This window comes from Novosphingobium sp. BL-S-21 (assembly GCF_055521655.1).
Window position 1 is genome coordinate 830,009 of sequence record NZ_CM145495.1, and the last position, 22,155, is coordinate 852,163.

General features: G+C 64.5%; 20 protein-coding genes. 17 read left to right on the forward strand and 3 right to left on the reverse strand.

The window, feature by feature from the left end; translation table 11 throughout:
* Positions 1-23 precede the first annotated feature (23 nt).
* From ACZ1J6_RS03215 to ACZ1J6_RS03270, 12 genes are all read left to right on the forward strand, one after another.
* Complete coding sequence (locus tag ACZ1J6_RS03215) at positions 24-821, forward strand: ABC transporter ATP-binding protein (RefSeq protein WP_431567496.1); 798 nt, start codon at positions 24-26, stop codon at positions 819-821.
* The gene (locus tag ACZ1J6_RS03220) at positions 818-1,438 is read left to right on the forward strand and encodes a cysteine dioxygenase family protein (RefSeq protein ID WP_431567495.1); all 621 of its coding nucleotides are present in this window, start codon (positions 818-820) and stop codon (positions 1,436-1,438) included. Before ACZ1J6_RS03215 ends, ACZ1J6_RS03220 begins: the two co-directional genes overlap by 4 nt.
* Positions 1,435-2,667: a rhodanese-like domain-containing protein gene (locus ACZ1J6_RS03225; protein ID WP_431567494.1), complete on the forward strand. Its 1,233-nt coding sequence runs from the start codon at positions 1,435-1,437 to the stop codon at positions 2,665-2,667. The genes ACZ1J6_RS03220 and ACZ1J6_RS03225 overlap by 4 nt, the downstream gene beginning before the upstream one ends.
* A gap of 26 nt (positions 2,668-2,693) precedes the next feature.
* Positions 2,694-3,785 (forward strand): LLM class flavin-dependent oxidoreductase, encoded by a 1,092-nt coding sequence (locus ACZ1J6_RS03230; RefSeq protein ID WP_431567493.1) that lies wholly within the window; start codon positions 2,694-2,696, stop codon positions 3,783-3,785.
* 106 nt (positions 3,786-3,891) lie between these two features.
* Positions 3,892-5,226 carry an LLM class flavin-dependent oxidoreductase gene (locus tag ACZ1J6_RS03235; RefSeq protein ID WP_431567492.1) on the forward strand — a complete coding sequence of 445 codons (1,335 nt, stop codon included), beginning with the start codon at positions 3,892-3,894 and terminating at the stop codon, positions 5,224-5,226.
* Positions 5,227-5,249: 23 nt separating this feature from the next.
* Positions 5,250-6,110, forward strand: a complete 861-nt coding sequence (locus ACZ1J6_RS03240) for a TauD/TfdA dioxygenase family protein (protein WP_431567491.1) — start codon at positions 5,250-5,252, stop codon at positions 6,108-6,110.
* A gap of 3 nt (positions 6,111-6,113) precedes the next feature.
* Entirely contained in the window at positions 6,114-7,052 is a 939-nt protein-coding gene (locus ACZ1J6_RS03245; RefSeq protein ID WP_431567490.1) for an ABC transporter substrate-binding protein, read from the forward strand.
* Between the two features lie 96 nt (positions 7,053-7,148).
* Positions 7,149-9,671 carry a TonB-dependent receptor plug domain-containing protein gene (locus ACZ1J6_RS03250; RefSeq protein WP_431567489.1) on the forward strand — a complete coding sequence of 841 codons (2,523 nt, stop codon included), beginning with the start codon at positions 7,149-7,151 and terminating at the stop codon, positions 9,669-9,671.
* 272 nt (positions 9,672-9,943) lie between these two features.
* Positions 9,944-10,219 (forward strand): HU family DNA-binding protein, encoded by a 276-nt coding sequence (locus tag ACZ1J6_RS03255; RefSeq protein ID WP_132266543.1) that lies wholly within the window; start codon positions 9,944-9,946, stop codon positions 10,217-10,219.
* Between the two features lie 86 nt (positions 10,220-10,305).
* Entirely contained in the window at positions 10,306-10,776 is a 471-nt protein-coding gene (gene aac(6') / locus ACZ1J6_RS03260) for an aminoglycoside 6'-N-acetyltransferase (protein WP_431567488.1), read from the forward strand.
* A gap of 741 nt (positions 10,777-11,517) precedes the next feature.
* On the forward strand, positions 11,518-11,763 hold the full coding sequence (locus ACZ1J6_RS03265) for a hypothetical protein (protein WP_431567487.1): 246 nt from the start codon (positions 11,518-11,520) through the stop codon (positions 11,761-11,763).
* A gap of 156 nt (positions 11,764-11,919) precedes the next feature.
* On the forward strand, positions 11,920-13,242 hold the full coding sequence (locus ACZ1J6_RS03270; RefSeq protein WP_431567486.1) for an extracellular catalytic domain type 1 short-chain-length polyhydroxyalkanoate depolymerase: 1,323 nt from the start codon (positions 11,920-11,922) through the stop codon (positions 13,240-13,242).
* Between the two features lie 24 nt (positions 13,243-13,266).
* Here the strand turns inward: ACZ1J6_RS03270 and ACZ1J6_RS03275 are convergent, their stop codons facing one another.
* Entirely contained in the window at positions 13,267-14,151 is an 885-nt protein-coding gene (locus tag ACZ1J6_RS03275; protein WP_431567485.1) for a LysR family transcriptional regulator, read from the reverse strand.
* Positions 14,152-14,239: 88 nt separating this feature from the next.
* Here ACZ1J6_RS03275 and ACZ1J6_RS03280 point away from each other — a divergent pair, with 88 nt between their 5' ends.
* Complete coding sequence (locus ACZ1J6_RS03280) at positions 14,240-16,579, forward strand: arylsulfatase (protein ID WP_431567484.1); 2,340 nt, start codon at positions 14,240-14,242, stop codon at positions 16,577-16,579.
* Positions 16,580-16,620: 41 nt separating this feature from the next.
* On the opposite strand, the gene ACZ1J6_RS03285 is transcribed toward ACZ1J6_RS03280, so the two are convergent.
* Positions 16,621-17,523: a LysR family transcriptional regulator gene (locus tag ACZ1J6_RS03285; protein WP_465127396.1), complete on the reverse strand. Its 903-nt coding sequence runs from the start codon at positions 17,521-17,523 to the stop codon at positions 16,621-16,623.
* A 96-nt stretch (positions 17,524-17,619) separates the two neighbouring features.
* Here ACZ1J6_RS03285 and ACZ1J6_RS03290 point away from each other — a divergent pair, with 96 nt between their 5' ends.
* On the forward strand, positions 17,620-18,480 hold the full coding sequence (locus tag ACZ1J6_RS03290; RefSeq protein WP_465127397.1) for an aldo/keto reductase family oxidoreductase: 861 nt from the start codon (positions 17,620-17,622) through the stop codon (positions 18,478-18,480).
* Between the two features lie 77 nt (positions 18,481-18,557).
* On the opposite strand, the gene ACZ1J6_RS03295 is transcribed toward ACZ1J6_RS03290, so the two are convergent.
* Positions 18,558-20,129, reverse strand: coding sequence for a phospholipase D-like domain-containing protein (locus ACZ1J6_RS03295; RefSeq protein ID WP_431567481.1), 1,572 nt, complete (start codon positions 20,127-20,129; stop codon positions 18,558-18,560).
* A gap of 401 nt (positions 20,130-20,530) precedes the next feature.
* Here ACZ1J6_RS03295 and ACZ1J6_RS03300 point away from each other — a divergent pair, with 401 nt between their 5' ends.
* From ACZ1J6_RS03300 to ACZ1J6_RS03310, 3 genes are all read left to right on the forward strand, one after another.
* On the forward strand, positions 20,531-20,944 hold the full coding sequence (locus tag ACZ1J6_RS03300) for a hypothetical protein (protein ID WP_431567480.1): 414 nt from the start codon (positions 20,531-20,533) through the stop codon (positions 20,942-20,944).
* Positions 20,945-21,064: 120 nt separating this feature from the next.
* Positions 21,065-21,490, forward strand: a complete 426-nt coding sequence (locus ACZ1J6_RS03305; protein ID WP_431567479.1) for an FAD-dependent oxidoreductase — start codon at positions 21,065-21,067, stop codon at positions 21,488-21,490.
* Entirely contained in the window at positions 21,403-22,020 is a 618-nt protein-coding gene (locus ACZ1J6_RS03310; RefSeq protein ID WP_431567478.1) for a flavin monoamine oxidase family protein, read from the forward strand. The genes ACZ1J6_RS03305 and ACZ1J6_RS03310 overlap by 88 nt, the downstream gene beginning before the upstream one ends.
* Positions 22,021-22,155: the final 135 nt, after the last annotated feature.

Consider the following 22,155-nt stretch of genomic DNA (forward strand, 5'->3'; position numbering starts at 1 on the left):
CACCTTATCCGGAGAACCCAGCCATGGACGCCCGTAAGATCGGTCCGCACCGCGCAACAGCGCCCGAATTCTACATGACGCCGCCGGTCGTCCGCCTGCGGGACTTCAGTCGCAGCTTCGGCGATGACACTGTCATTGCGGGGTTGAACCTCGACATCGCACCGGGGGAATTCGTGACCTTGCTTGGCCGGTCCGGCTCGGGCAAGACCACGTTGCTGCGCACTCTGGCCGGGCTCGATCCGACGACCGGGCAGGATGTCACGGTTCCAGACTCGCGCGCGGTGGTGTTCCAGGATGCGCGGCTGCTGCCGTGGAAGAAGGTCTGGCGCAATGTCGCGTTGGGGCTTCGGCAGGGCGACGTGCGCCGGCGGGCTGAGGACGCCTTGCGCGAGGTGGGCCTAGAGCACCGGCTCGATGCCTGGCCGCTGACCCTTTCCGGCGGCGAGGCGCAGCGGGTTGCGCTGGCCCGCGCCCTGGTTCGCGAACCGAGCCTGCTGCTGCTGGACGAGCCTTTCGCGGCGCTGGACGCTCTGACCCGGCTGCGGATGCACGAACTCGTGCTCGCGCTCTGGACGCGGCACCGGCCGGCGGTGATGATGGTCACGCACGATGTGGACGAGGCGATCGCGCTGGCCGACCGGATCGTCCTCCTGGACCAGGGCCGCATCGTCACGCAGGAGCGGATCGAAGCGCCCCGCGGAGAGCGCGCCCATGTCGCGCGAGGGCTGCGCAGCCGCCTACTGAGCGCGCTTGGCGGGCACGTAGCCGAAGGTCCCTCGCCGGCCGAGATCATCGCGCTTCATGCCGGGGGCCTGGCATGAACGCGCCGGTTTCTCTCGTCATCCCTGCGAACGATATGGCGCCGCTGCGCCGCTTCGTGAGGGGCTTCGCTGCCTTGATCGACAGCGGCGCCGGACAGGCGGACATCCTTGCAGACGGCGGCGACCTGCTCGCCCGCCTGATCTCGCGCGACGATTGGCTGCCCGATGCCTTCGCCCGCCCGCATCCCGAGCGCTATCAGCAATACCTCCTGCACTGCGACAGCGCCGAGCGTTTCAGCGTGGTGTCCTTCGTCTGGGGGCCGGGCCAGGCGACCCCGATCCACGATCACCGCGTCTGGGGACTCGTCGGCGTGCTGCGCGGAGCGGAGCGCGTGCAGAACTACCGGCGCCGCGGGGATGGCTCGCTCGTTCAGCAAGGCGGGACCGGAGACCTTCGCGAAGGCGAAGTGGAAGGGATCGATCCCCACGTCGGCGACATTCACCGCGTGGCCAATGCCTTTGCCGACCGAACCTCGATTTCGATCCACGTCTACGGGGGCAATATTGGCGCCGTCGAGCGCGCGACGTACCGCGACAGCGGCGAGGAACGCCCTTTCATCTCGGGCTATGCGAACGACGTTCTGCCCAACCTCTGGAATGGAGTGATCCGGGCATGAGCGTTTCTCCCGCCGAAGTCCGAAGCGCCTTGCTGGGCCGCCGTGAGATAGCGCTCATCGATGTACGGCAGGAGGCTCAGTTCGCGCTCGGCCACCCGCTTTTCGCGGCGCAGATTCCGCTGCAACGCATCGCTCTGGAAGCGCCCTGGCGCATCCCGCGCAAGGATACCCCTATCGTGGTCTATGACGACGGGGAGGGGCTTGCCGAACCGGCGCTGCACCAGTTCCTCGCGCTCGGTTATAGGCAGGTCGACCTGCTGGCAGGCGGACTGCCCGGTTGGCGTGCAGCGGGCTATGAACTGTTCGAGGACGTCAACAGCTACTCGAAGGCCTTCGGGGAGTTGGTCGAGCACCGCCGCCAGACACCCTCGCTTCCAGCGCCGGACGTGCTCGCGCTGATCGAGGAAAAGGCCGATATCGCCATTCTCGACGCCCGCCGGTTCGAGGAATATGCGACCATGAGCATTCCGGGCGGCCGCAGCGTGCCGGGCGCGGAACTCGTACTGCGAGCGCCCGTTGCCGCGCCGGATCCGGATACGACGATCATCGTCAACTGCGCCGGGCGCACGCGCAGCATCATCGGCACCCAGTCGCTTATCAACGCAGGCCTGCCGAACCGCATCTTCGCCCTGCGCAACGGTACGATCGGCTGGACACTGGCCGGGCAGACGTTGGAAACCGGGCGGCAGGAAAATGTCGACAAGGGCGAAGAGGGCGGACAGGACCTTGCCCGCAAGCGGGCCCGTGACGTGGCCTACCGCGCCGGGGTGCGCCGGATCGACGGCGCGGACCTCAGGGCTTTGCTCGCCCACGACGATCGCACTCTCTATCGCTTCGACGTGCGCCAGCCTGCCGAATTTGCGGCCGGTCATCCCGCGGGGTTCCGCAATGCGCCGGGCGGGCAGTTGGTGCAGGAAACCGATCATTTCGCCCCCGTGCGCGGCGCGCGCATCGTGCTGGCCGACGACCTCGGCTCGCGGGCAGACATGACCGCTTCGTGGCTTGCCCAGCTCGGCTGGGAGGTGCTGGTGCTGGCTGACGCCTTCGACGGTCCGCTGGAAACCGGAGGCGACGGCGCCCCGGCGCCGCGCGGGGCGCATGGCCGCTACAAGCGGCCTTACGAAGGCACTGATAACCGCGAGACCGCCATGCAGGCCTATCTCGACTGGGAATACGGCCTTGTCGCCCAATTGGAGCGCGACGGCACTCACGGCTTCTTCGTCATCTGATCCCACACCTCAGGGAGAATTGCATCATGACCGTCAAGTTCATCGGCTATATCGGCTTCAACGACAGTTCGGAGATCCACGGCGGCGCGCGCTCGCGGGCGCTCGACCGGGACTATGTGGAGGCGGCTGCCCGCGCGCAGGAAGCGGGAGGGTTCGACCGGGTGCTGATCCCGTTCGGCTCCAGTTCGCCGGAGAGCCAGATCGTTGCGGCCCATGCCGCCGCGATCACCACGCGTCTCGGTTTCCTGGTCGCGCATCGGCCGGGCTTCACTCAGCCGACGCTCGCCGCGCGCCAGTTGGCGACGCTGGACCAGCTCTCGGGCGGCCGCGTTGCCGTGCACATCATCACCGGCGGCGCCGATGAGGAGATGGCGCGCGACGGTGACGGGCATACGCTCAAGGCCGAGCGATACTTGCGCAGCGACGAATATCTGGATGTGCTCAAGCGCGAATGGAGCGAGCAGGCGCCGTTCGACCATTCGGGCCGGTTCTACGACGTGCGCGGCGGCTTCAGCGCCGTGAAGCCCGATAACCTGCCGGTGTTCTTCGGCGGCTCCTCGCCCGAAGCGATCGAAGTCGCGGGGCGCCATGCCGATGTCTACGCTCTCTGGGGCGAAACGCTGGAGCAAGTGGGCGAAGCCGTGCGCGCCGTGCGCCATGCCGCCGCGCAGCATGGCCGCAACCCCGGCTTCTCGCTCTCCTTGCGTCCGGTCATCGCCGATACCGAGGAAGCGGCGTGGAAGAAAGCCGACGAGATCACCGAGAAAGTCCGCGCCCAGCGCGAGGCGGCGGGCTTGCCGACCAGCGGTCATCGACCGCCCAATGCCGGATCGCTGCGCCTGCTCGAAACCTCCCAGACCCAGCGCCGTGACACCCGCCTCTGGACCGGCGTGGCTGCGCTCACCGGCGCGGCAGGCAATAGCACGGGCCTTGTCGGCACGCCCGAGCAGGTCGCGGATGCGCTGCTCGAATATTACGACATCGGCATCGACCACTTCCTGATCCGGGGCTTTGAACCGCTGGCAGACGCCATCGACTATGGCCGCGACCTGATCCCGCTGGTCCGCGCCAAACTCGCCGCGCGTGAGGGAGCGGACAAGGTCGCGCTGGCAAGCTGAATCCGGCCTCCGGCGCTTTGGAAATACTCACCTTCCTATCAGCCATCCGCGTTGGTTCGTCCCGGCCCACCCGGATAGCCTGACACCACGCAGAAGGAGGAAAGACATGACCACCCGACAACTCAAACTCGGCTTCATCCTGCACGGCGTCGGTCCCGGTTGGGACGACTGGCGCCACCCGGACGCCGAGGTCGATGCCAGCACCAGCCTGTCGTTCTATACCCGGCAGGCGCAACTCGCCGAGCGCGGAAAGTTCGACTACCTCTTCGTGGCCGATAGCGTCTCGATCAACGCGCGTTCTTCTCCGCACTATCTCAACCGGTTCGAACCGCTGACGATCCTCTCGGCGGTGGCGGCGGTGACCGAACGCATCGGCCTCGTGGGCACGGCCACGGTCAGCTATACCGAGGCCTACAACCTCGCCCGCCAATTCGCTTCGCTCGACCATATCAGCGGCGGCCGGGCCGGTTGGAACGTGGTCACCTCGTGGCTGGAAGGGAGCGCGGCCAACTTCGGACGCGACAAGCACCTCGACCATGACGTGCGCTATCGCCTCGCCGAGGAATACCTCGACGTCGTCAAGGGCCTCTGGGACAGCTGGGAAGACGATGCGCTCGTCCGTGACAAAGCCAGCGGACAGTTCCTCGATCCCGCCAAGCTCCACGAACTGAACCACAAGGGCGAATTTCTCTCCGTAAAAGGCCCGCTCAACATCTCGCGCTCGCCGCAGGGGCAGCCGGTGATCTTCCAGGCGGGCTCCTCGGAAGACGGCCGCAATTTCGCCGCCCGCCATGCCGAGGCGATATTCACTCACCAGGAGGACCTTGCCGAGGGACAGGCCTTCTACGCCGACGTCAAGGCGCGGGCGCGCGGCTTCGGCCGTGATCCAGAGCAGCTTCTGGTGCTTCCCGGCGGCCGGCCCGTGGTGGGTTCGACCGAGCAAGAGGCCGAGCGGCTCTACGGCGAACTGGCGGGCCTCGTCAGTCTGGAGAACGCGCTTCGGGCGCTGGGCCGTTCGTTCAACGACCACAATTTCAGCGTCTACGATCCTGACGGCCCGTTCCCGCAGCAAGTCGCGGAAGAAGGGCGCAGGAGCAACCAGAGCGCGTCCGAGCGCGTGCTGGCCGATGCCGCCCGCGGGCTGACGCTGGGCGAGATTGCCCTGCGCGTCGCCACCCCGCGCAGCCACTTCACCGGCACTCCCGAGCAGATCGCGGACCGCTTCCAGCTCTGGCTCGACCAGCGCGGATCGGATGGCTTCAACCTGTTCGAATCGTTGCCCGGCCAGCTTGAGGTCTTCGTCGATCAAGTGGTGCCGATCCTGCAGGCGCGCGGGATCTACAAGCGCGACTACCCCGGCAGCACCTTGCGCGAAACGCTGGGGCTGGACGTTCCCGTCAACCGCCACACCGCTGCGCGCCTGCGCCGCGACGCCGCCTGACACGAAAGCAAAGGAGAAGATTCATGGCCAGCACCGCTTCCACTTTCGACGTTTCGAGCACTGACCTCGTCATCCGCCCCGTGCAGCCGACCATCGGCGCCGAAGTGGAGGGGGTGGACCTTTCCAAACCCCTGACTGACGAGCTGCGCTCTTCCATCCGCGCCGCGCTTCTCAAGTGGAAAGTCCTGTTCTTCCGAGACCAGTCCATCGACGACGCCCAGCAGGCAGCCTTCGCAGCGAACTTCGGCCCGCTCTACACCCATCCCACCACGCGCCACGATGCGGCGAACAAGGAAGTCCACGCCATCGCCGCGCGGGAGGACCGGGAATACGAGAAGAAGCTCGGCTACAAGCTCAGGGCCGGGGAGGCCTATCACACCGATACGAGTTGGCGGCTCGTGCCGACCTGGGGCGCGGTGCTGCGCGATGTGAACCTGCCTGACGTGGGCGGCGACACGATCTGGGTGGACGCGAACCTGGCATACGAGACCCTCGCGCCGGAACTGAAGCAGCGCCTGGAAGGCAGGCACGTCACGCACAACTTCGTGCCCGCGCTGGAGCTTTCGGGCCACGAATACCCCATCGTCGCGCACAAGATCGTGCGCACGCATCGCGAGACCGGAGAGAAGATCCTTTGGGTCAACTTCTCGCAGCAACCGCAGATACTCGGCCTGGAACTGTCGGAGAGCCGCGAACTGCTGGAAGAAGTGCTTCGCCAGTACAAGCGCCCGGACCTTCAGGCGCGGTTCTCCTGGCGCCCGGGCACGGTCGCGTTCTGGGACAATCGTGCCACAGTGCACTTCGCCGTGCGCAACTACGGCGACTTCCCGCGCGAGCTGCATCGCATCCTGATCGCGGACGAGCCGCTCTGGACGGATCTCTGAACTATGATCGATAGACGCGGCCTGCTTGCAGGACTTGCCACGACTGCCGCCCTGGCCGCTTGCGGCCGGGGCGGCAGCGCGAATACGGACGTGCTGCGGGTAGGCAGCCAGAAGGGCGGGACGAAATCGCTCATGCTGGCTTCCGGTGCGCTCGATGGCGTCTCCTACGAAGTCGAATGGTCCGAATTCCCGGCGGCGCAGAATCTTCTTGAAGCGCTTGGCAGCAGTGCGGTCGATCTCGGATTGGTCGGCGATGCCCCGTTCCAGTTCGCTTATCAGGCCGGGAGCCCGATCAAGGCCGTGAGCGCGCAGCGTACACAAAGCCGTATCGACGGCGCGCTTTCCATCCTGGTGTCGGCGCGTTCGCCTGTCCGCGACGGCAAGGGCCTGAAAGGAAAGCGGATCGCCACGACGCGCGGCAGCGTCGGGCACTACCTGGTGCTGCGATCGCTGATGGCTTCGGGCTACGGTCCGGGCGACGTCGAGCTGGCGTTCCTGTCCCCCAGCGATTCCCGCGCCGCGCTCCAGACCGGTGCGGTGGATGCCTGGTCCACCTGGATGCCCTATGTCGCGGCGGCGCAGGCCGAGGGCGATCGCATCGTCGTCGACGGCAGGGACTTCGTCCAGGGCTACGGCTTCGACGTTGCGCCTGAAAGCGCCATCGAGCGCAAGCGTGCGCAGCTGAGCGATTTCCTCGCGCGCGAGGCAAAGGCCCTGCAGTGGGCCCGGAACCATGTCGATCAATATGGCGTGGTCCTTGCCAAGGAAACCGGGCTGCCGCCGGACATCGCGCGCGCGACGGCGGCAAAGAATGTGCGTCTGCGTGTACCGATCGACGCCGGCGTGATCTCCGATCAGCAAGTCGTGCTCGATACTTTCCGCCGCTTCGGAGAGGTCAAGACTGTGCGGCCGATCGACGAAGCGTTCGCGGATCACATCTGAGATAAGAAGAAATGAAATTGAATTGAGGGAATTCAATTTAAATATTCATGACGGTGATGGGAATAAGCTCTCGTGCTTATTAATTTGGGGGCTTAAGTGAAAAATACTGTAATTGCCGGTTTCCTTGCGAGTGTTTCAATAATCGCCGTTTCTCCTGCCAGAGCAGAAGAGGTTGCCGATGCCGCCGCCAGCACTGCAGCGGAGGCAGATGCCGGCGCTATCGTCGTTACCGGCGCGCGCGGCCGGATCCAGCGTTCGGTGGCGGACAGCCCCGTGCCGATCGACGTGATCAGCCCGCAGGAACTGAAGAATACCGGGCGCACCGGTCTCAAGGAGATACTCGGCAACATCATCCCCTCGTTGAGCATGCCCGCGCTGGGCGGCGGCGGGACCTCGGCCAGTGTCCGGCCGATCTCGATCCGGGGGCTTTCGGGTGACTATGTGCTCGTGCTCGTCAATGGCAAGCGGCGGCATACGACATCGCTGATCAACAATCTCTCGCGCATCTCGGGCGGATCGACGCCGGTCGACATCGACCTGATCCCGACCAGCGCGGTCGGCAGGATCGAAGTCCTGCGGGACGGTGCCGCCGCGCAATATGGATCCGACGCGATTTCCGGCGTCATTAACATCATCCTCGACAATTCTCCGCACGGCGGCGAACTGTCAGTGACCGGCGGGCAGCTTTACGAGAAAGGCGGCGCCTTGGCGCAAGTCGCGGGCTCCTACGGCGCGCCGCTGGGCGACGGCGGCTTCGCGCGGTTCTCCATAGAGGCGAAATATCACGACCGCGCCGATTCCTCGGCCGAGCCCATCCCTTATGTCTATCCCCTGGTGAACGGCCAGCCCGATCCGAGGGAGGCCGATGCGGACCATCTCATCGCCGGCGGCTACGGCCGCTCCAATCGCGACAAGATCGTCGACACCAGTTACAATGCGGAATTGCCGGTCGGCGAGGATACCTCGCTCTACTCGTTCTCGACCCTGAGTTACCGCAACATCAAGGATGCCCGCGGCGCATACTTCGCTGCAGCGACCGGGTATAACGGTCTCGCCAACAGTTCCGGCGCCTCGGTCTTGCCCCAGCTCTATCCTGCTGGCTTCCAGGCCTACCGCCGCATCTGGGAATGGGACTGGCAGACGGCCGTGGGACTGCGCACCCAGTTTGCGGAGTGGTCGCTGGACCTGTCGACCAGCTATGGACGCGACAACGTGAAGCTGGGCGCCGAGAACACGCTCAATCCCTCGCTGGGGCCGGACAGCAAGAGCAGCTTTTTCATGGGCCGCCAGAAGCAGGACCTGTGGGTGAGCAATCTTGACCTCAGCCGCGAGCTGGATCTCGGTCTCGCCGGGCCGTTAAGCCTCTCCCTGGGTGCGGAGCAGCGCTGGGAGCGTTTTCAGAACATCGCAGGAGAGCCCGATTCCTACAGGGACGGCGGCTACGTGATCCCCTTGGATAACACGCCATTCGGCCAGCTCTATGGTGGCCGTTCGCCCTCGCCGGGACTCGTTTCCTTCACCGGCACATCGCCGGCCGACGCGACAAGCATAAGCCGCAACAACCTGGCGGCCTATGCGGACGTTTCCGCCGATGTGATGCCGGGCTGGTTTGTCGGCGTCGCCGGCCGGTTCGAACATTATTCCGACAGCGCGGGCAATACCTTCAGCGCCAAGGCATCCACCCGCATCGAGCTGGCGAAGGGACTCGCGCTGCGCGGCGGCGTCAACACCGGCTTCCGCGCGCCGTCGCTGGCGCAGACGGCGTTCTCGACCACGCAGAACACCGTCACGGTGATCGGTGACGAGCGCGTGTCGACCGTGTCGAAATTCCTGCCGGTGAACAGCGCAGCAGCGATCGCACTGGGGGCAAAGCCGCTGAAGCCGGAGAAGTCTCTCAATTTCACGGCGGGCGTGACTTATGAGACGGGCCCGTTTCGCCTGACGATCGATGGCTATCAAATCCGTATCGACGACCGTATCGTGAAAACCGAATTCCTGGGTACGGCATCCAACGGCGGGGCGGCGATCAAGGACATCCTCGTCGAAAACGGCATCGATGACGTGGATAGCGCCCAGTTCTTCACCAACGCGATCGATACGCGCACACGCGGAGTGGACGTTGTCGGCGAATATACGCTCGATACCGCCTCGCTCGGCACATTTCGCCTGAACGCCGCCTACAGCTACAACAAGACGAAAATCCTCCACGTCATCGACAATCCCGAGGAACTCAGTGACCTGAACGTCACCCTGTTCGGCCGGCAGGCCCAGCGCGATCTCGTTGCGGCCCTGCCCCGCAGCAAGGTGGTGTTGTCCAACACCTGGTCCCTGGCCAAGTTCCGGGCGCTGGCCCGCGTGACGCGCTATGGCAAGTACACCGAGTCCAGCAATGTGGCGGCTTCGGACCGCACTTATGGTGCCAAATGGGTGGCCGACGCTGAAGTGGGCTATGAACTCAGCGACAATCTCGACATCGCTGTCGGTGCCAACAACCTCTTCGACGCATACCCCGACAGGAACGGCACTGTCGCTGCAGACGGATCGGGGCTGTACGGGAACTTTGCGCCCTTCGGCCTCAGCGGCGGCTTCTATTATGCCAGACTTGGCGCGAAGTTCTGATGCGGCGCGAAGGACTGGCACGCCCAAATCCTCGCACCGCGCGGAGCGATTCGTCTGAAATTCAAGAACGAACTCGTGGCGGAACCCGGCAGGCGCTTTCGTTTCTGTCGTTTCTCTATCCACAGGCTGTGGACAAACTGTGCGTGAGTGTGGGTAGGGGCCATTGATCGGCTTTGCAGGCGCCCTGCAATGATCCATGCTTGGTTCTGCCGCTGTGACCCGCATTTCGAGGAGCGCGGCAGACCCGAAGATTTCGACAGGACGAACCAATCATGAATAACAGCGATCTCGCCGACACCATTGCCGCCGCTCACGACCTCACCAAGGCCGATGCCCGCAAGATCGTCGACGCCGTGTTCGAAGCGATCGGCGACGCGGCCGCCAAGGGCGACGAAGTCTCGCTGAATGGCTTTGGCAAGTTCAAGGTCAAGGACAGCCCCGAGCGCGAAGGCCGCAATCCTGCGACCGGCGAAGCGATGACGATCAAGGCCTCGAAGAAGCTGTCCTTCACGGTCGCCAAGGCGGTCAAGGACAAGCTGAACGGCTGATCCGGCCCATGAGAGCGGCGCCGACGGCTGGGTCGGCGCCGCTCTTGCTTTGCCAGCTGTCCAATCCGACCGTGAGACCGCGAATGATGATCGTGCGGATTGAGATTGGCGATGAAAGCGATCTCGACGAGTGGGCTCCGCTCCGGGCCGAACTCTGGCCAGACGGGACTGCGACCGAGCACCGCGAAGAACTTACAGATATGCTGTCAGGCCCGCAATTGTTTGCCGGGTTTCTCGCGCGGGGTGCGCGCGGCGAACTGATAGGGTTTGCCGAAGCCGCTTTGCGCATCGACTACGTAAATGGCTGCGATACCTCGCCGGTCGCGTTCCTCGAAGGACTGTACGTCGCTGAGGACAGCCGCCGTCTCGGCATCGCTCGCGGCTTGGTTAGCGCTGTCGAGCAGTGGGCCCGGCAGCGAGGCTGCGCCGAGCTTGCCTCCGACGCCCTGCTTGAGAACAGCGCGTCCCACGCGGTGCATGCTGCGCTGGATTTCGAGGAGACCGAGCGGGTCGTGTATTTCCGCAAGGTTCTGGACGATCCGCATTCGCTCAGCTGACCGAGCTTGGGCTGCCGCTTCAGCAAATGGCTTATGCAGACATGCCCTCGGCTGATGCAGGCGATCGTGGCGGGCGTATCGTCTTAAGCGGGAGGCGTCGCTGCCAGCGGGCTCTCTTTCATGGGGCGCGCAGCATGCCATCCGCCTGGGGCAGATCGTTCGAGCGGTACCCCGCAGGAGTCGCATAGAGCAAGATAGCCGTCACCTTTGCCGCGAGAAACCGAGACAAGTGATGGCTTATGCCGTCCAATGAAGCAAAAGATGGCCATGAAGCCGTGATACGCGAGATTGTGGGCGGCGTCAGCTAATGGAGCACTCGCTTTCCACAGGATCGATGGCCGGTCCGGCTCCCGGCGGGCCTCAACCCGGCTGTCAGGCGTCATCGAGATACGACAGCGGTCAGGTGCGAGGCTTGCGCGGGGCTTGCTGGAGGGTTGGGCGTCCAACTTCCTGGCCAGGGCAGGGGACGCGCAGCGCCGAAATGGCCGCCCGCAGAGGTGGCAATCACTCCAATGTTGGCTCGATGGGCCATCTTGCCGCCGGGTTCATCGTCGCTGCGCTCAAGGCGGATTCCGGTTGACGACAAGGCTGTTGATAACCTGAGCGCATTTGCGGAATTGCGTGCCGTGCCGGACTGGAATCCGGGACTCTGGCCCGCTACGGCGCGCAGCCCGACCCTTTTCGGTTCCGACCAGAACCGCCGGGTTCGCTTCTCGTTGCGATCAAACCAGGGAGTTTTTCATGACCGGAGCCGAACTGGCTGCAGCTCGCAAGAACCGAGGTCTTTCGGAAATCGAACTTGGCAAGGCTATCGGCTATCGGGATCCTGCGCGCGCCGTTCGCCGGCTGGAAGCCTCCGAAAAAATCAATTCGCGGGCACTCACCATGATCAAGGTCGTGTTTGGCGCGGTCGATCAGGACAATTTTCGCGAGCGCGGAACCCGTCGGCGGATGCCGCATCCCGACCAGCTGGCATTCGCTTTCTAGATTGGAAGGGAAGGCCGCCGTCAGCTTGTTGCGGAGCTGAGAGGCTTGGCCGGCCGCTGAGAGGTGCCGGGCGGAGGGCCTTTCGCGCGGAAATCGGGCCCGTACAAGCTGAGGCTCCCTGATCGCAGGTGCATCAGGGCTGGGCCTTGAGTTGCCATGAGTGAGGCTTGCGACAGGCTGCTCAAAGCGGCTCGGCAAAAATTGAAAACCGATTCACCTTGCAACAATCCCGTTCGTCACCATTTGATGTTGCAGTGCAGCAAAACGGTGGAGCGCTCCTATCCTGTGCCTGCCCCATTTCAGCAAGGATATGCCATGCCAACGATATCGGAGACCATCGCTCACTTGGCCGCCTTGCGGAAAGGGGCGGCACCTGGCGCATTTCAGGGCCATAGCCGCCTGCGGGAACTGAGCCAGTTCGGGGAGAACCCTGGAGCCCTGCGCGCGCACCTCTATCTCCCTCCCACCATGTCCAAGCATCCGGCGCTGGTGGTGGTACTCCACGGCTGCACCCAGAACGCGGCGGGCTACGATATGGGTGCCGGATGGTCCGAGATGGCCGACAGGCATGGGTTTGCTCTGCTTTTTCCCGAGCAGCAGGCTTCGAACAATCCGAACTTGTGCTTCAACTGGTTTTCGAAAGAAGACAGCCGTCGCGGTGCGGGCGAGGCGCAGTCCATCAGAAACATGATCGCGGCCGTCGTGGCCCGGCATAATATCGACGCCGCCCGCATATATGTGACCGGCCTCTCTGCCGGCGGCGCCATGACGGCGGTCATGCTGGCGACCTATCCCGAAGTGTTTGCGGGAGGCGCTGTTGTTGCCGGTCTGCCTTACGGGAGCGCCTATGGTGTGCCGCAGGCCCTCGAACGCATGCGCGGCCAGAATATGCCCGAGCGGAGCGAGTTGGAGATGCTGGTCCGCGAGGCGACCTCTCATACTGGGCCGTGGCCGACGCTCTCGGTCTGGCATGGCAGCGGGGATGCAACGGTAGCCGACCTCAATGCCACTGCCTTGCTGAGGCAATGGGGCGCCTTGCACGATATCGGCGAGACGCCGGATCTCAGCGAATCCACGGGCAGCCATACCCGCCGTGTCTGGCTGGACCATCACGGACGCCCGGTCATGGAGGATCATCGCATTGCCGGCATGGGGCACGGTACCCCGTTGAAGACGTCCGGCAAGGATGCGTGCGGACGGGCGGGGGCCTTCATGCTGGAAGTGGGGGTTTCCTCAAGCTACCAGATCTGCAGTTTTTGGGGACTCCTCGATGACCACCAAGAAGCGAGGGCGGCCGAACATTCTCCGGATAGGGCGCGAATTCCGGAACCCGCCGAAATGAACGGACTGATGGTTTATGAAGGCCGGCGCCTGCATCCGATCCCGCCCTCGGAATCCGGGCAGAGCGGCCGGACCCGAGAGGCAGGCGTGCGCAAAGTGATCGAGGATGCGCTTCGTGCCGCGGGTCTCATGCCTTAGCACCAGGACAGGCGAGCAGCGACATCATACCTCCGCCTGCGCCAGGAGAGTGCGGATTTTTTCCGCTACGGCCGTGACTGTCGGGGAACGGGTGCGGCTGCGTTTCGTAATCAGGCAGACCTCGCTATGGGAGGGCGGGAATCCGCTGACTTCCAACTGGACCATGCGCCCTTCGCGCAGATCATCGGCCAGGAACGCAGGCGAGGAAATCCAGACGCAATCGCTGCGCAGCACCGTTTCGCGCAGGACGTGAAAATTGTCGCAGATGAAACTTCCGGCCGGGTCGCCCTGGCCATCTGGCAGTTCGACGGCACTGGCGGCCGGATAATCCTCCAGATCGGCGTTGGTGACCAGGCCTTGCCGAGACAGGGGATGGCCGCCGCGCACCATGAAGGCAACGCCGATCCGGCCCAGTCGCTCGATCCCTGTGCTCGGGATGCGGCCGAGATTCCAGTTGCTGCCGAGGATCATCTCGATCCGGTCGTTGACCAGTTCGGTGACGAGTTGATCGGGCGCGCGCACCAGGGTGCGAATGCGGATTCCAGGCCAGGCATGCAGGAGAGAGCCGGCCAGGTGCGGCAGGAACAGTCCGGCCATCAGCGGCCCAAGCCCGATGGCGACTTGTCCCGGCTTGCCTTCGGGATAGCGCCGAAGGCTGCGCTCCAGGTCTCCCGCGGCGTGAAGCAGCTTTTGCGCGTGTTCGATCACATGCAGTCCGGCAGCCGTGGGATGGACCCCGCCGCGCCCCCGATCGAACAACATGACACCGTGCCTTTTCTCGAAGGCGGCGATGCTGCGGCTCAGCGCGGGCTGAGTGATGCCCACTTCCTCCGCCGCGCGCGAGAAGCTCTGGTTACGGGCGACCGCAACGATATGGCGCAGGCGCGGCAGGTCCATCGGTATTCCCATGATGCATGCAATGTTGCCTTGATATGCATTGGACAGCCTGATCGCGCGAGCCCTAACTTGCCTGCGAACGAAGCGAGGGAGGGACGCGATGGGCAAGATCGGATGGCGGACAGGCGCGGCGGCATTGGCGATGGCAGGGGCGGCGTCAGCACACCCTGCGGCGGCGGATAGCCAGCCCGCTCGCACGATCCTGCCCGTGCCGGCCGCGCCGTTCACGGGAACGGTGGCGGAGAATGTCCTGGATGCCAAAGGCTTTGCCCAAGCCGCGATCCAGGCGCCCGCCGGAGCGCCCAATGTCTTCCTGATGATGAGCGACGACGTCGGTTTCGCGATGTCCAGCGCTTTCGGCGGCCCCGTTCCGACACCCAATTTCGAACGGCTGGCAGCCCGGGGCCAGCGCTACAATCGCTTTCACACCACCGGGATCTGCTCGCCCAGCCGCGCGGCGCTGCTGACCGGTCGCAACCATCACAACGCCGGGGTCGGCTGGTTGAGCGATGTGCCTTCGCCATTTCCGGGCTACGGCGGGAAAATCTTGCCGGAAACCGCCACGATCGCCCAGGTCCTGCGGCTGAATGGCTACAGCACGGCGATGTTCGGCAAGCATCACAACCTGCCGTCCAACGAACGCAGTGAGGCGGGGCCGTTCGACAGCTGGCCGACCGGTCTGGGGTTCGATTACTTCTACGGGTTCGTCAGCGGGGATAGCGACCAATATTCGCCAATCCTCTATCGCGGCGTCCAGCGCGCTGAGCAGGACGATGGAGAGGCACGCTTGCTCGACAGCCGCCTGGCCGAGGATGCGATCCGCTGGATCCACAACCAGAAGGCGGCAGCGCCGGAAAAGCCGTTTCTCGTCTACATGGCGCCCGGCTCCACCCATGCGCCGCATCAGGCTCCAGCGGACTATATCGCGCGTTTCAGGGGCAAGTTCGATGCCGGCTGGGATCTTCAGCGCGAACAGACCTGGCGGCGGCAACTTGCCATGGGCATCATACCCAAAGGTACGCCGCTGACCCCGCGCCCCGCGGAAATTCCGGCCTGGAAAAGCCTGACTTCGGGCCAGAAGGCTTTCGCTGCACGCACGATGGAAGTCGCCGCGGCGCAGCTTGTCTATCAGGACGAGCAGATCGGCCGCGTGATCGACGAACTGCAGCGAATGGGCCAGTTGGACAATACCTTGGTTGCGCTGGTGATCGGGGACAATGGCGCCAGCGCGGAGGCAGGGCCGAAAGGCACGATCAACGAACTGCGCTCGATGGGCTCGCATGATGAAAGCGAGGCATGGATGCAGGCCAACATCGATCGGCTCGGCGGCTCGATGACCTATGAAAGCTACCCGGCCGGATGGGCCTGGGCGATGAACACGCCGCTGCGCTGGACCAAGCAGTACGCCTCGTTCCTGGGCGGCATCCGAAACGGCATGATCCTTTCCTGGAAGGGACACATGGCGCATCCCGGTGCGGTCTGCGGTCAGTTCTCGCATCTGGTGGACATTGCGCCGACGGTACTGGAGGCGGCGCGCTTGCCAGCGCCGCAAAGCGTCTATGGCGTCCGCCAGAAGCCGATGGACGGCGAAAGCCTGCTGGCCAGCCTCGCCTCCTGCGATGCGGCAAAACCGCGCACCCAATACTTCGAGATCGGCGGGAAGGCCGGCCTCTATCACGATGGCTGGTTCCTCTCGGGTGATGATGGGCGCCTGGCGTGGCAGAACCTTCCTGCCGCCGGTGAACGGCCCCCGGTGCAATGGTCCCTCTACAATCTCGATCGGGATTTTTCGCAGTCGAACGATCTTGCCGCGAAGGAGCCTGCCCGGCTTCAGACCATGCTCGATCTGTGGAAGCGGGAGGCGGCGCGCAACAACGTGCTTCCGCTCGATCACCGCTTCGGCATGGCGCGCGGAGCGGCGATGATGCGCGGCAGCGGTCGCAAACATTTCGACTTCTGGGGCAAGGATGTGAGCCTGCCCGCCAATACGGAGCCGGTGCCGTTCGCGCGCAGCTTCACGCTCGCTGCCGATCTGCGACTGGATAGCGACACCGCTTCGGGGGCGGTCATGGCGTTCGGCAGCCGCTTCGGAGGGTGGAGCCTCTATCTGGACAAGGGCCGTCCCGCGTTCATTGCGGCGCGTTCCACCGATCCCGATGAGATCACCCGTGTCGCCGCCGATCGGGCGCTGCCTGAAGGTACGGTCACGCTGACCATGCGCTTCGCCGTCGACAGGCCGGGCGGCCCGGCCACCGTCACGCTCAGTGCGAATGGCGCAGCTCTCGCGTCGGGGCGTCTGCCCACGTCCATGCTGATGGCGGCTGGAAACGGCGAAACCCTGGACGTGGGACGCGATCTGGGCGTGCCGGTAACGGCCTATCGCAGTCCGCAAGGCCGCATCGAGGGCGACATCGCTCATCTCAGCCTGGATTTCGATTGACTGCGCCGGGCGCCCGGATTGCTGGGCGCCGTCAGAAAGGATCAGCCCGAGATGGACCTCGTAAAGTCGATGAACGCCCGCAAGGGCGGCGGGATTTGGCGGCGACCGGAATAATAGAGCATCGGTCCGGAAAAGGGAGGTGTCCAGTCCTCGAGCACGGTTTCGAGTGCGCCGCTCCGCAAGTGAGGCGCCAGCCAATCCTCGAACAGGCACACGATACCGAGCCCCGAAACGGCCGCCTCAACCAACAGGTCGCATGCCGATCCCGGCTGGATCAGCAGCGATCCCGGGGGATCGAAACGAAGCACTTCGCCGTCCTTCTCGAACTCCCAGGTCGCTATGGCGCCGCTGGCAAAGCGCAGGCGCATGCAATTGTGATGAACGAGGTCGCGCGGATGGGCAGGGCGCCCTCGCGCTGCGAAATAGGACGGCGCGGCGGCGGTGAGAAGGCGCTGTTCACGCGGCCCGATAGGGACCGCGATCATGTCCTGCTCCAGGCGCTCCTCATAGCGGATACCGGCGTCCGCTCCGGAGGCGAGGATGTCCACGAAACTGTCCTCCACGGTGACTTCCACCCGGATATGCGGATGAGCGCCAAGGAAGCCGGGGAGAATTCCCGGCAGCACCGTGCGTGCCACGTTGGCGGGCACGTTCAGTTTCAGCGCGCCTGCCGGCTCATCGGTAAGAGCCTGAACGCTGTCCAGTGCGGCGCCGATCTCGGCGAGAGACGGTCCGATCCTTTCGTAGAGCCGGGCGCCGGCTTCGGTCAGGGATATGCTGCGGGTGCTGCGATGAAGCAATCGGGTGTTCAACCGGGTTTCGAGGCGCCTCAGCGCTTCGCTGAGCCCGGATGCCGACACGCCGGAGATGCGGGCTGCCTCCCGAAAGCCCTTGGCGCTGGCCACGGCGACAAAGGCGGAAAGATCATCAAGTTCCATCGGCATTGTGCGATTTTCCGTACAACCTGTTCTCAATAGACCGTCTTATCGATCAGCGAGTTGGAGTCCATATTCGGGCAGCAATATGCCAGGAGACATGCAATGATCGATCTTGCCAAGGCGGGAACCTTCCAACTGGGCGACCGCCCCGTGAACCGCATGGGCTACGGCGCCATGCAACTGGCGGGACCGGGCGTATTCGGTCCCCCGCGGGACCGCGCCGGAGCCGTGGCGGTGCTGCGCGCGGCTGTGGAGGCGGGCGTCAACCATATCGACACCAGTGATTTCTACGGCCCGCATGTGACGAACGAGATCATTCGCGAAGCCCTGCACCCCTACGGTGAGGATCTGGTCATCGTGACAAAGGTCGGCGCGGTGCGGGGAGCCGACGCATCCTGGCTGCCGGCCCAGAGCGCGGACGAACTGACCCGCGCCGTCCACGACAACTTGCGCAACCTTGGTCTGGAGCGGATCGAAGTGGTGAACCTGCGGCTGATGGGGGATGTCCATGCGCCGAGCGAAGGCTCTCTGGAGGAACAGTTCTCGGCTCTCGCGCGGCTGCGTCAGCAGGGTCTGATCCGGCACCTCGGCCTCAGCAACGTCACTATGGCACAAGTGGCCGAGGCCCAGGCCATCGCGCCGGTCGTGTGCGTGCAGAACCAGTACAATCTTGTCCATCGGGGCGACGATCTGCTCGTGGACGCTCTGGAAGCGCAGGGCATCGCTTATGTGCCGTTCTTCCCGCTGGGCGGGTTCAGCCCCATCCAGTCGGACGCCTTGGCCGGGCTTGCCGCCGAGATCGGGGCAACGCCCATGCAGACGGCCTTGGCCTGGCTGCTTGCGCGCTCGCCGAACCTTCTGCTGATCCCCGGGACGTCGAGCCTGGAACATCTGGCGGAAAATCTGGCTGCCGCGGCGCTGGAACTGCCCGCTGATGTCAAGGTACGGCTCGACGCCATTTAATGGCCCAGGTGCTGGTGATGGCGGATGGGTGCCCTCTTGCCGGCGGACGCGAACGGGGCGTGATTTGGGGGTCGGCGCTATTTATCCGAGCGCTTTGAAATGGCCGTAGCGAGCAGGCCTATCCCGGCTGCTGCCCCCGCGGCAAGGATACCGGCGCCGACCAGCGACAGACCGCCATCCTGGCGCTTGAAATGAGGGCGGTGCTTCAGACGCGCGAGCAGCGGCGTGCGTTTGGAGATCGCCTCGAACATCTCGCCCGGCCCTTCGGGATCTAGCACTTTGTGATCGGCGAGCCATTCGCGAACGGAATCGAGGTCCGGCACTTCGTAGGGCCGCAGCGAGCGGCCGTCGCCGCGCAGTTTTTCGATTGTCGAAATGATCGAGCCGGTCTGTTCCAGCAGGTCTTCGATCGTCTGACAGTCCGTATCGAGATGCTCGGCCAGAAGGGCGTTGCGGATGCCGGCAATCGTCCCGCGCTGGCCGGCATTGGCTTCCCGGCCGGCGTCGATGACGACGTCGCATTCGGTGTCCAGGCGGAGCGAACGATTGTTGAAATTCGAAGACCCTACGCGCAGCACTTCATCGTCGACGACCGTCACTTTGGCATGCACATAGATGGGGTGGCCCTTCGCGGTATAGGGGTGATAGAGCCGCAGGCGACCATGGACGTCCCGCTGCTGCAGCGCCTCTACCAACCTGGCGCGTGCGGAATCCATCGCGATCGGCTCAAGCCAGCCTTGCGCGGATGTGGGATGGACGATCACGAATTCGGGGCCGTCAGGCTCTGCCAGCCGCTGCGCGATGGCTTCTGCAACCTTTCTTGAGGCGAAATACTGGCTTTCGGCATAGAACCAGCGCTTCGTCCGCATGATGAGGTCGACATAGAGAGCCTCGATCTCGTGGCGAGGCTCCTGTTCGGCCATTTCCGGAACGGTGAGCGCGATGCCCACTTCCACATCGGTGAAGTCGCTTTCGACGTCCTCTGGCCAGCAATCCGCATCGCACGAAGCCAGAGCGAGCGCGCTTCCGCCCGAAACTTCCCAGCGTTTCCGGCACATGTCGCCCAGCGTGCGTGCGACCGGCCCCTGGAGCATCGTGGTGGCATCGTGCCAGGGACCGTAAGGCGTGCCATCGGGCTCCAGACGGCGGGGTTCGTCATCATCGTGTTGGCGCGTGTCCCAGCGATCGACAGTCATGTCGATCCCGCCGCAGAAGGCGACGTCGTCATCGATGACGACGACTTTCTGGTGATGCGATCCGGTAGGGGGATGATGACCGTCGAGACGCATGTGAATTTGCGGATCTTTGATCCACTGCGCTATTCTCAGTAACGTCTGACCGTGAAACAGCGTCTTGATGGCACCCGTATCCCAGCGCAGGATGTGGACCTGCAGGCCCGGAGTCCGCCGGACGAGCCAACTGAGAAACGCACCGACCTGGTCCGGCCCGCCGTCGTCCTTATCGCCGCCGAACCGGATGCGGGCATCGAAGTCCCAACCGACCAGCAGGATCTGCTTTTTCGCGCGTAGCATCGCGGCGCGTGCAGCTTTGAAATAATCATCTGCGTCAACGATGACGGCGGCACGGGTCGCGCGCTCGATCCGCCAGCAATTGCGTCCGGGTTCGAGCAGGGTATCAGGTGTGTCCATGACTTCGCCATCGCAGGCCTGGCGTGATCTGCCAAGGGCGCGGTGTCTCGCGGCGGGCTCTGGCGAGACTTGTGCAGCCTGAAAAGCGCGATCTTCAAAGCATGGTCGGGAACGCTGAAGGCGCGAGGAACAAGCGGGGGTGGCAGGTCGTGCCCGCGCAACGAACGCAAAATCCGCCGTAATTGGGTGTGAAGACAAGAGGCTTGAGGGTTTCGCCGGTCCTTAACGGCCAGTCCCTCATCCAGCATTCATGTCCTGTCGACCTACAAGGCGGGATACCGGCATGCCTGGTTGCCAAGCGATTGGAATGCTGAACAACTTCCCCAACCTTGCCGTTGGCACACATATTCCGGTTCTGTCCTCACGCCTCGATGGAGCAGCGTATGAAACCGTCCCCTGGAATGCCGCGCAAGACCGCGACGCTGTGGTTCGCAATCGCCTCTTGCCTGGCGTTTGCAGTGCCTTCTCTGGCAGCCGGAGAGGCGGACGGGGATGCCGGGCTTGTACGGCACGATGTACCCGTTTCCGCCGCCGATCCTGCGGCGACGCAGGCGCCGAACCCGGTGACAAGACTGCAGGACAGACATCTCGTGCTGCTTCCGTCCGCCGGCACGGCGCGCAAAGCAAAGCTGTTTCTGTTCGTCGACGGCACGCGCACCGCCACCTCGATGACTCAGGATATCGTGCGGACGGCGGCAAGACGCGGCTACCATGCAATTTCCATCGCCTATCCCAATGCGGAAGCGGTCGCAGCGCTTTGCAAAGGGTCCGTCGACGACGACTCGCGGGGTCGAAGACACCCCGGCCAAACGTGACCCGCATGAAAAGCGTGATCGGCCATTCGGTCTTTGGCTTTGGCATGTACGCGGCAGCCAGAGCGATCGCCGAAGTCTGGCCAGCCCCCTGATGTCGCCAAACAAAATTGAGGAATAGCTGTGAAGACGGACAAGGTTGCGATCATCGGTGGTGGATTGGCGGGACTGACGGTCGCCCGCCTGTTGCAGGCCGCAGACGTGGACTTCGTCTTGCTCGAGGCCCAGGACCGCTTGGGGGGACGCATCCTGTCGGTCGGCGCGGATGGCCTGCCGAGCGAGGATGGGTTCGACTTGGGGCCGTCCTGGTACTGGCCGCATATGCAGCCAGCCATCGACGAACTGGTGGAGGAGCTGGGCCTTGCCGCTTTCTGCCAGAATAGCGACGGCGATGTGATATTTGAGCGCATGTCACGCGAAGCCGCCCAGCGCTATCGGGCGTCGTGCAGGATCAGCAGAGCATGCGGCTGGTCGGGGGAACGTCATCCCTTGTCCGCGCGCTGGCCCGCGATCTGCCGGCCGAGCGGATCAGGCTCAAAGCCCGCATGACGGCGATGGCTCTCTTGCCGAAGGGCGTAGAGCTGACCATCGGCGACGCAGAACCGCTTCTTGTTCGCCATGTGATCGCCGCTCTGCCTCCGCGCCTCCTCGAAGCGACGACGCGCTTTTCGCCGAGCGTCCCCCCGGAGACGGTACAGCGCTGGCGAGGCACGCCGACATGGATGGCGCCGCACGCCAAGTTCTTCGCGCTCTACGATCAGCCTTTCTGGCGTGAGGCCGGCCTGTCCGGCACGGCGCAAAGCATGGTGGGTCCGATGATGGAGATCCACGATGCGACCACGTCGTCGGGCAGCGCCGCGCTCTTCGGTTTCCTCGGCGTCGGCGCCGAGCAGCGCGCGGCTCTGGGCGAGGCGGCGCTGACGCGGGCCTGCCTCGATCAGCTGACGCGCATCTTCGGCAGCGAGGCCCGGCAACCGACCGCTACGATCCTGAAGGATTGGGCAGCCCATCCCCTGACCGCGACAGCGGCGGACCGCAGCGCGGCAGCCATATCCTTCCCGACAGCGCGCCATGGGTAACGGGCGAATGGCAACAGCACCTGACGCTTGCAGGGAGCGAAACCAGTCCCACCGAAGCAGGCTATCTTTCCGGGGCCGTCACGGCGGCGCAGCTGGCGGTTGCGGCCACGATGGACCGCATCAATGAAGGCGGAA

Bases quoted from the DNA above. Each gene is read 5' to 3' on its own strand.
- ACZ1J6_RS03215 (WP_431567496.1), top strand. From the start codon at position 24: ATGGACGCCCGTAAGATCGGTCCGCACCGCGCAACAGCGCCCGAATTC.
- ACZ1J6_RS03220 (WP_431567495.1), top strand. From the start codon at position 818: ATGAACGCGCCGGTTTCTCTCGTCATCCCTGCGAACGATATGGCGCCG.
- ACZ1J6_RS03225 (WP_431567494.1), top strand. From the start codon at position 1,435: ATGAGCGTTTCTCCCGCCGAAGTCCGAAGCGCCTTGCTGGGCCGCCGT.
- ACZ1J6_RS03230 (WP_431567493.1), top strand. From the start codon at position 2,694: ATGACCGTCAAGTTCATCGGCTATATCGGCTTCAACGACAGTTCGGAG.
- ACZ1J6_RS03235 (WP_431567492.1), top strand. From the start codon at position 3,892: ATGACCACCCGACAACTCAAACTCGGCTTCATCCTGCACGGCGTCGGT.
- ACZ1J6_RS03240 (WP_431567491.1), top strand. From the start codon at position 5,250: ATGGCCAGCACCGCTTCCACTTTCGACGTTTCGAGCACTGACCTCGTC.
- ACZ1J6_RS03245 (WP_431567490.1), top strand. From the start codon at position 6,114: ATGATCGATAGACGCGGCCTGCTTGCAGGACTTGCCACGACTGCCGCC.
- ACZ1J6_RS03255 (WP_132266543.1), top strand. From the start codon at position 9,944: ATGAATAACAGCGATCTCGCCGACACCATTGCCGCCGCTCACGACCTC.
- ACZ1J6_RS03265 (WP_431567487.1), top strand. From the start codon at position 11,518: ATGACCGGAGCCGAACTGGCTGCAGCTCGCAAGAACCGAGGTCTTTCG.
- ACZ1J6_RS03270 (WP_431567486.1), top strand. From the start codon at position 11,920: ATGAGTGAGGCTTGCGACAGGCTGCTCAAAGCGGCTCGGCAAAAATTG.
- ACZ1J6_RS03275 (WP_431567485.1), bottom strand. From the start codon at position 14,151: ATGGGAATACCGATGGACCTGCCGCGCCTGCGCCATATCGTTGCGGTC.
- ACZ1J6_RS03280 (WP_431567484.1), top strand. From the start codon at position 14,240: ATGGGCAAGATCGGATGGCGGACAGGCGCGGCGGCATTGGCGATGGCA.
- ACZ1J6_RS03285 (WP_465127396.1), bottom strand. From the start codon at position 17,523: ATGCCGATGGAACTTGATGATCTTTCCGCCTTTGTCGCCGTGGCCAGC.
- ACZ1J6_RS03290 (WP_465127397.1), top strand. From the start codon at position 17,620: ATGATCGATCTTGCCAAGGCGGGAACCTTCCAACTGGGCGACCGCCCC.
- ACZ1J6_RS03295 (WP_431567481.1), bottom strand. From the start codon at position 20,129: ATGGACACACCTGATACCCTGCTCGAACCCGGACGCAATTGCTGGCGG.
- ACZ1J6_RS03300 (WP_431567480.1), top strand. From the start codon at position 20,531: ATGCCGCGCAAGACCGCGACGCTGTGGTTCGCAATCGCCTCTTGCCTG.
- ACZ1J6_RS03310 (WP_431567478.1), top strand. From the start codon at position 21,403: ATGCGGCTGGTCGGGGGAACGTCATCCCTTGTCCGCGCGCTGGCCCGC.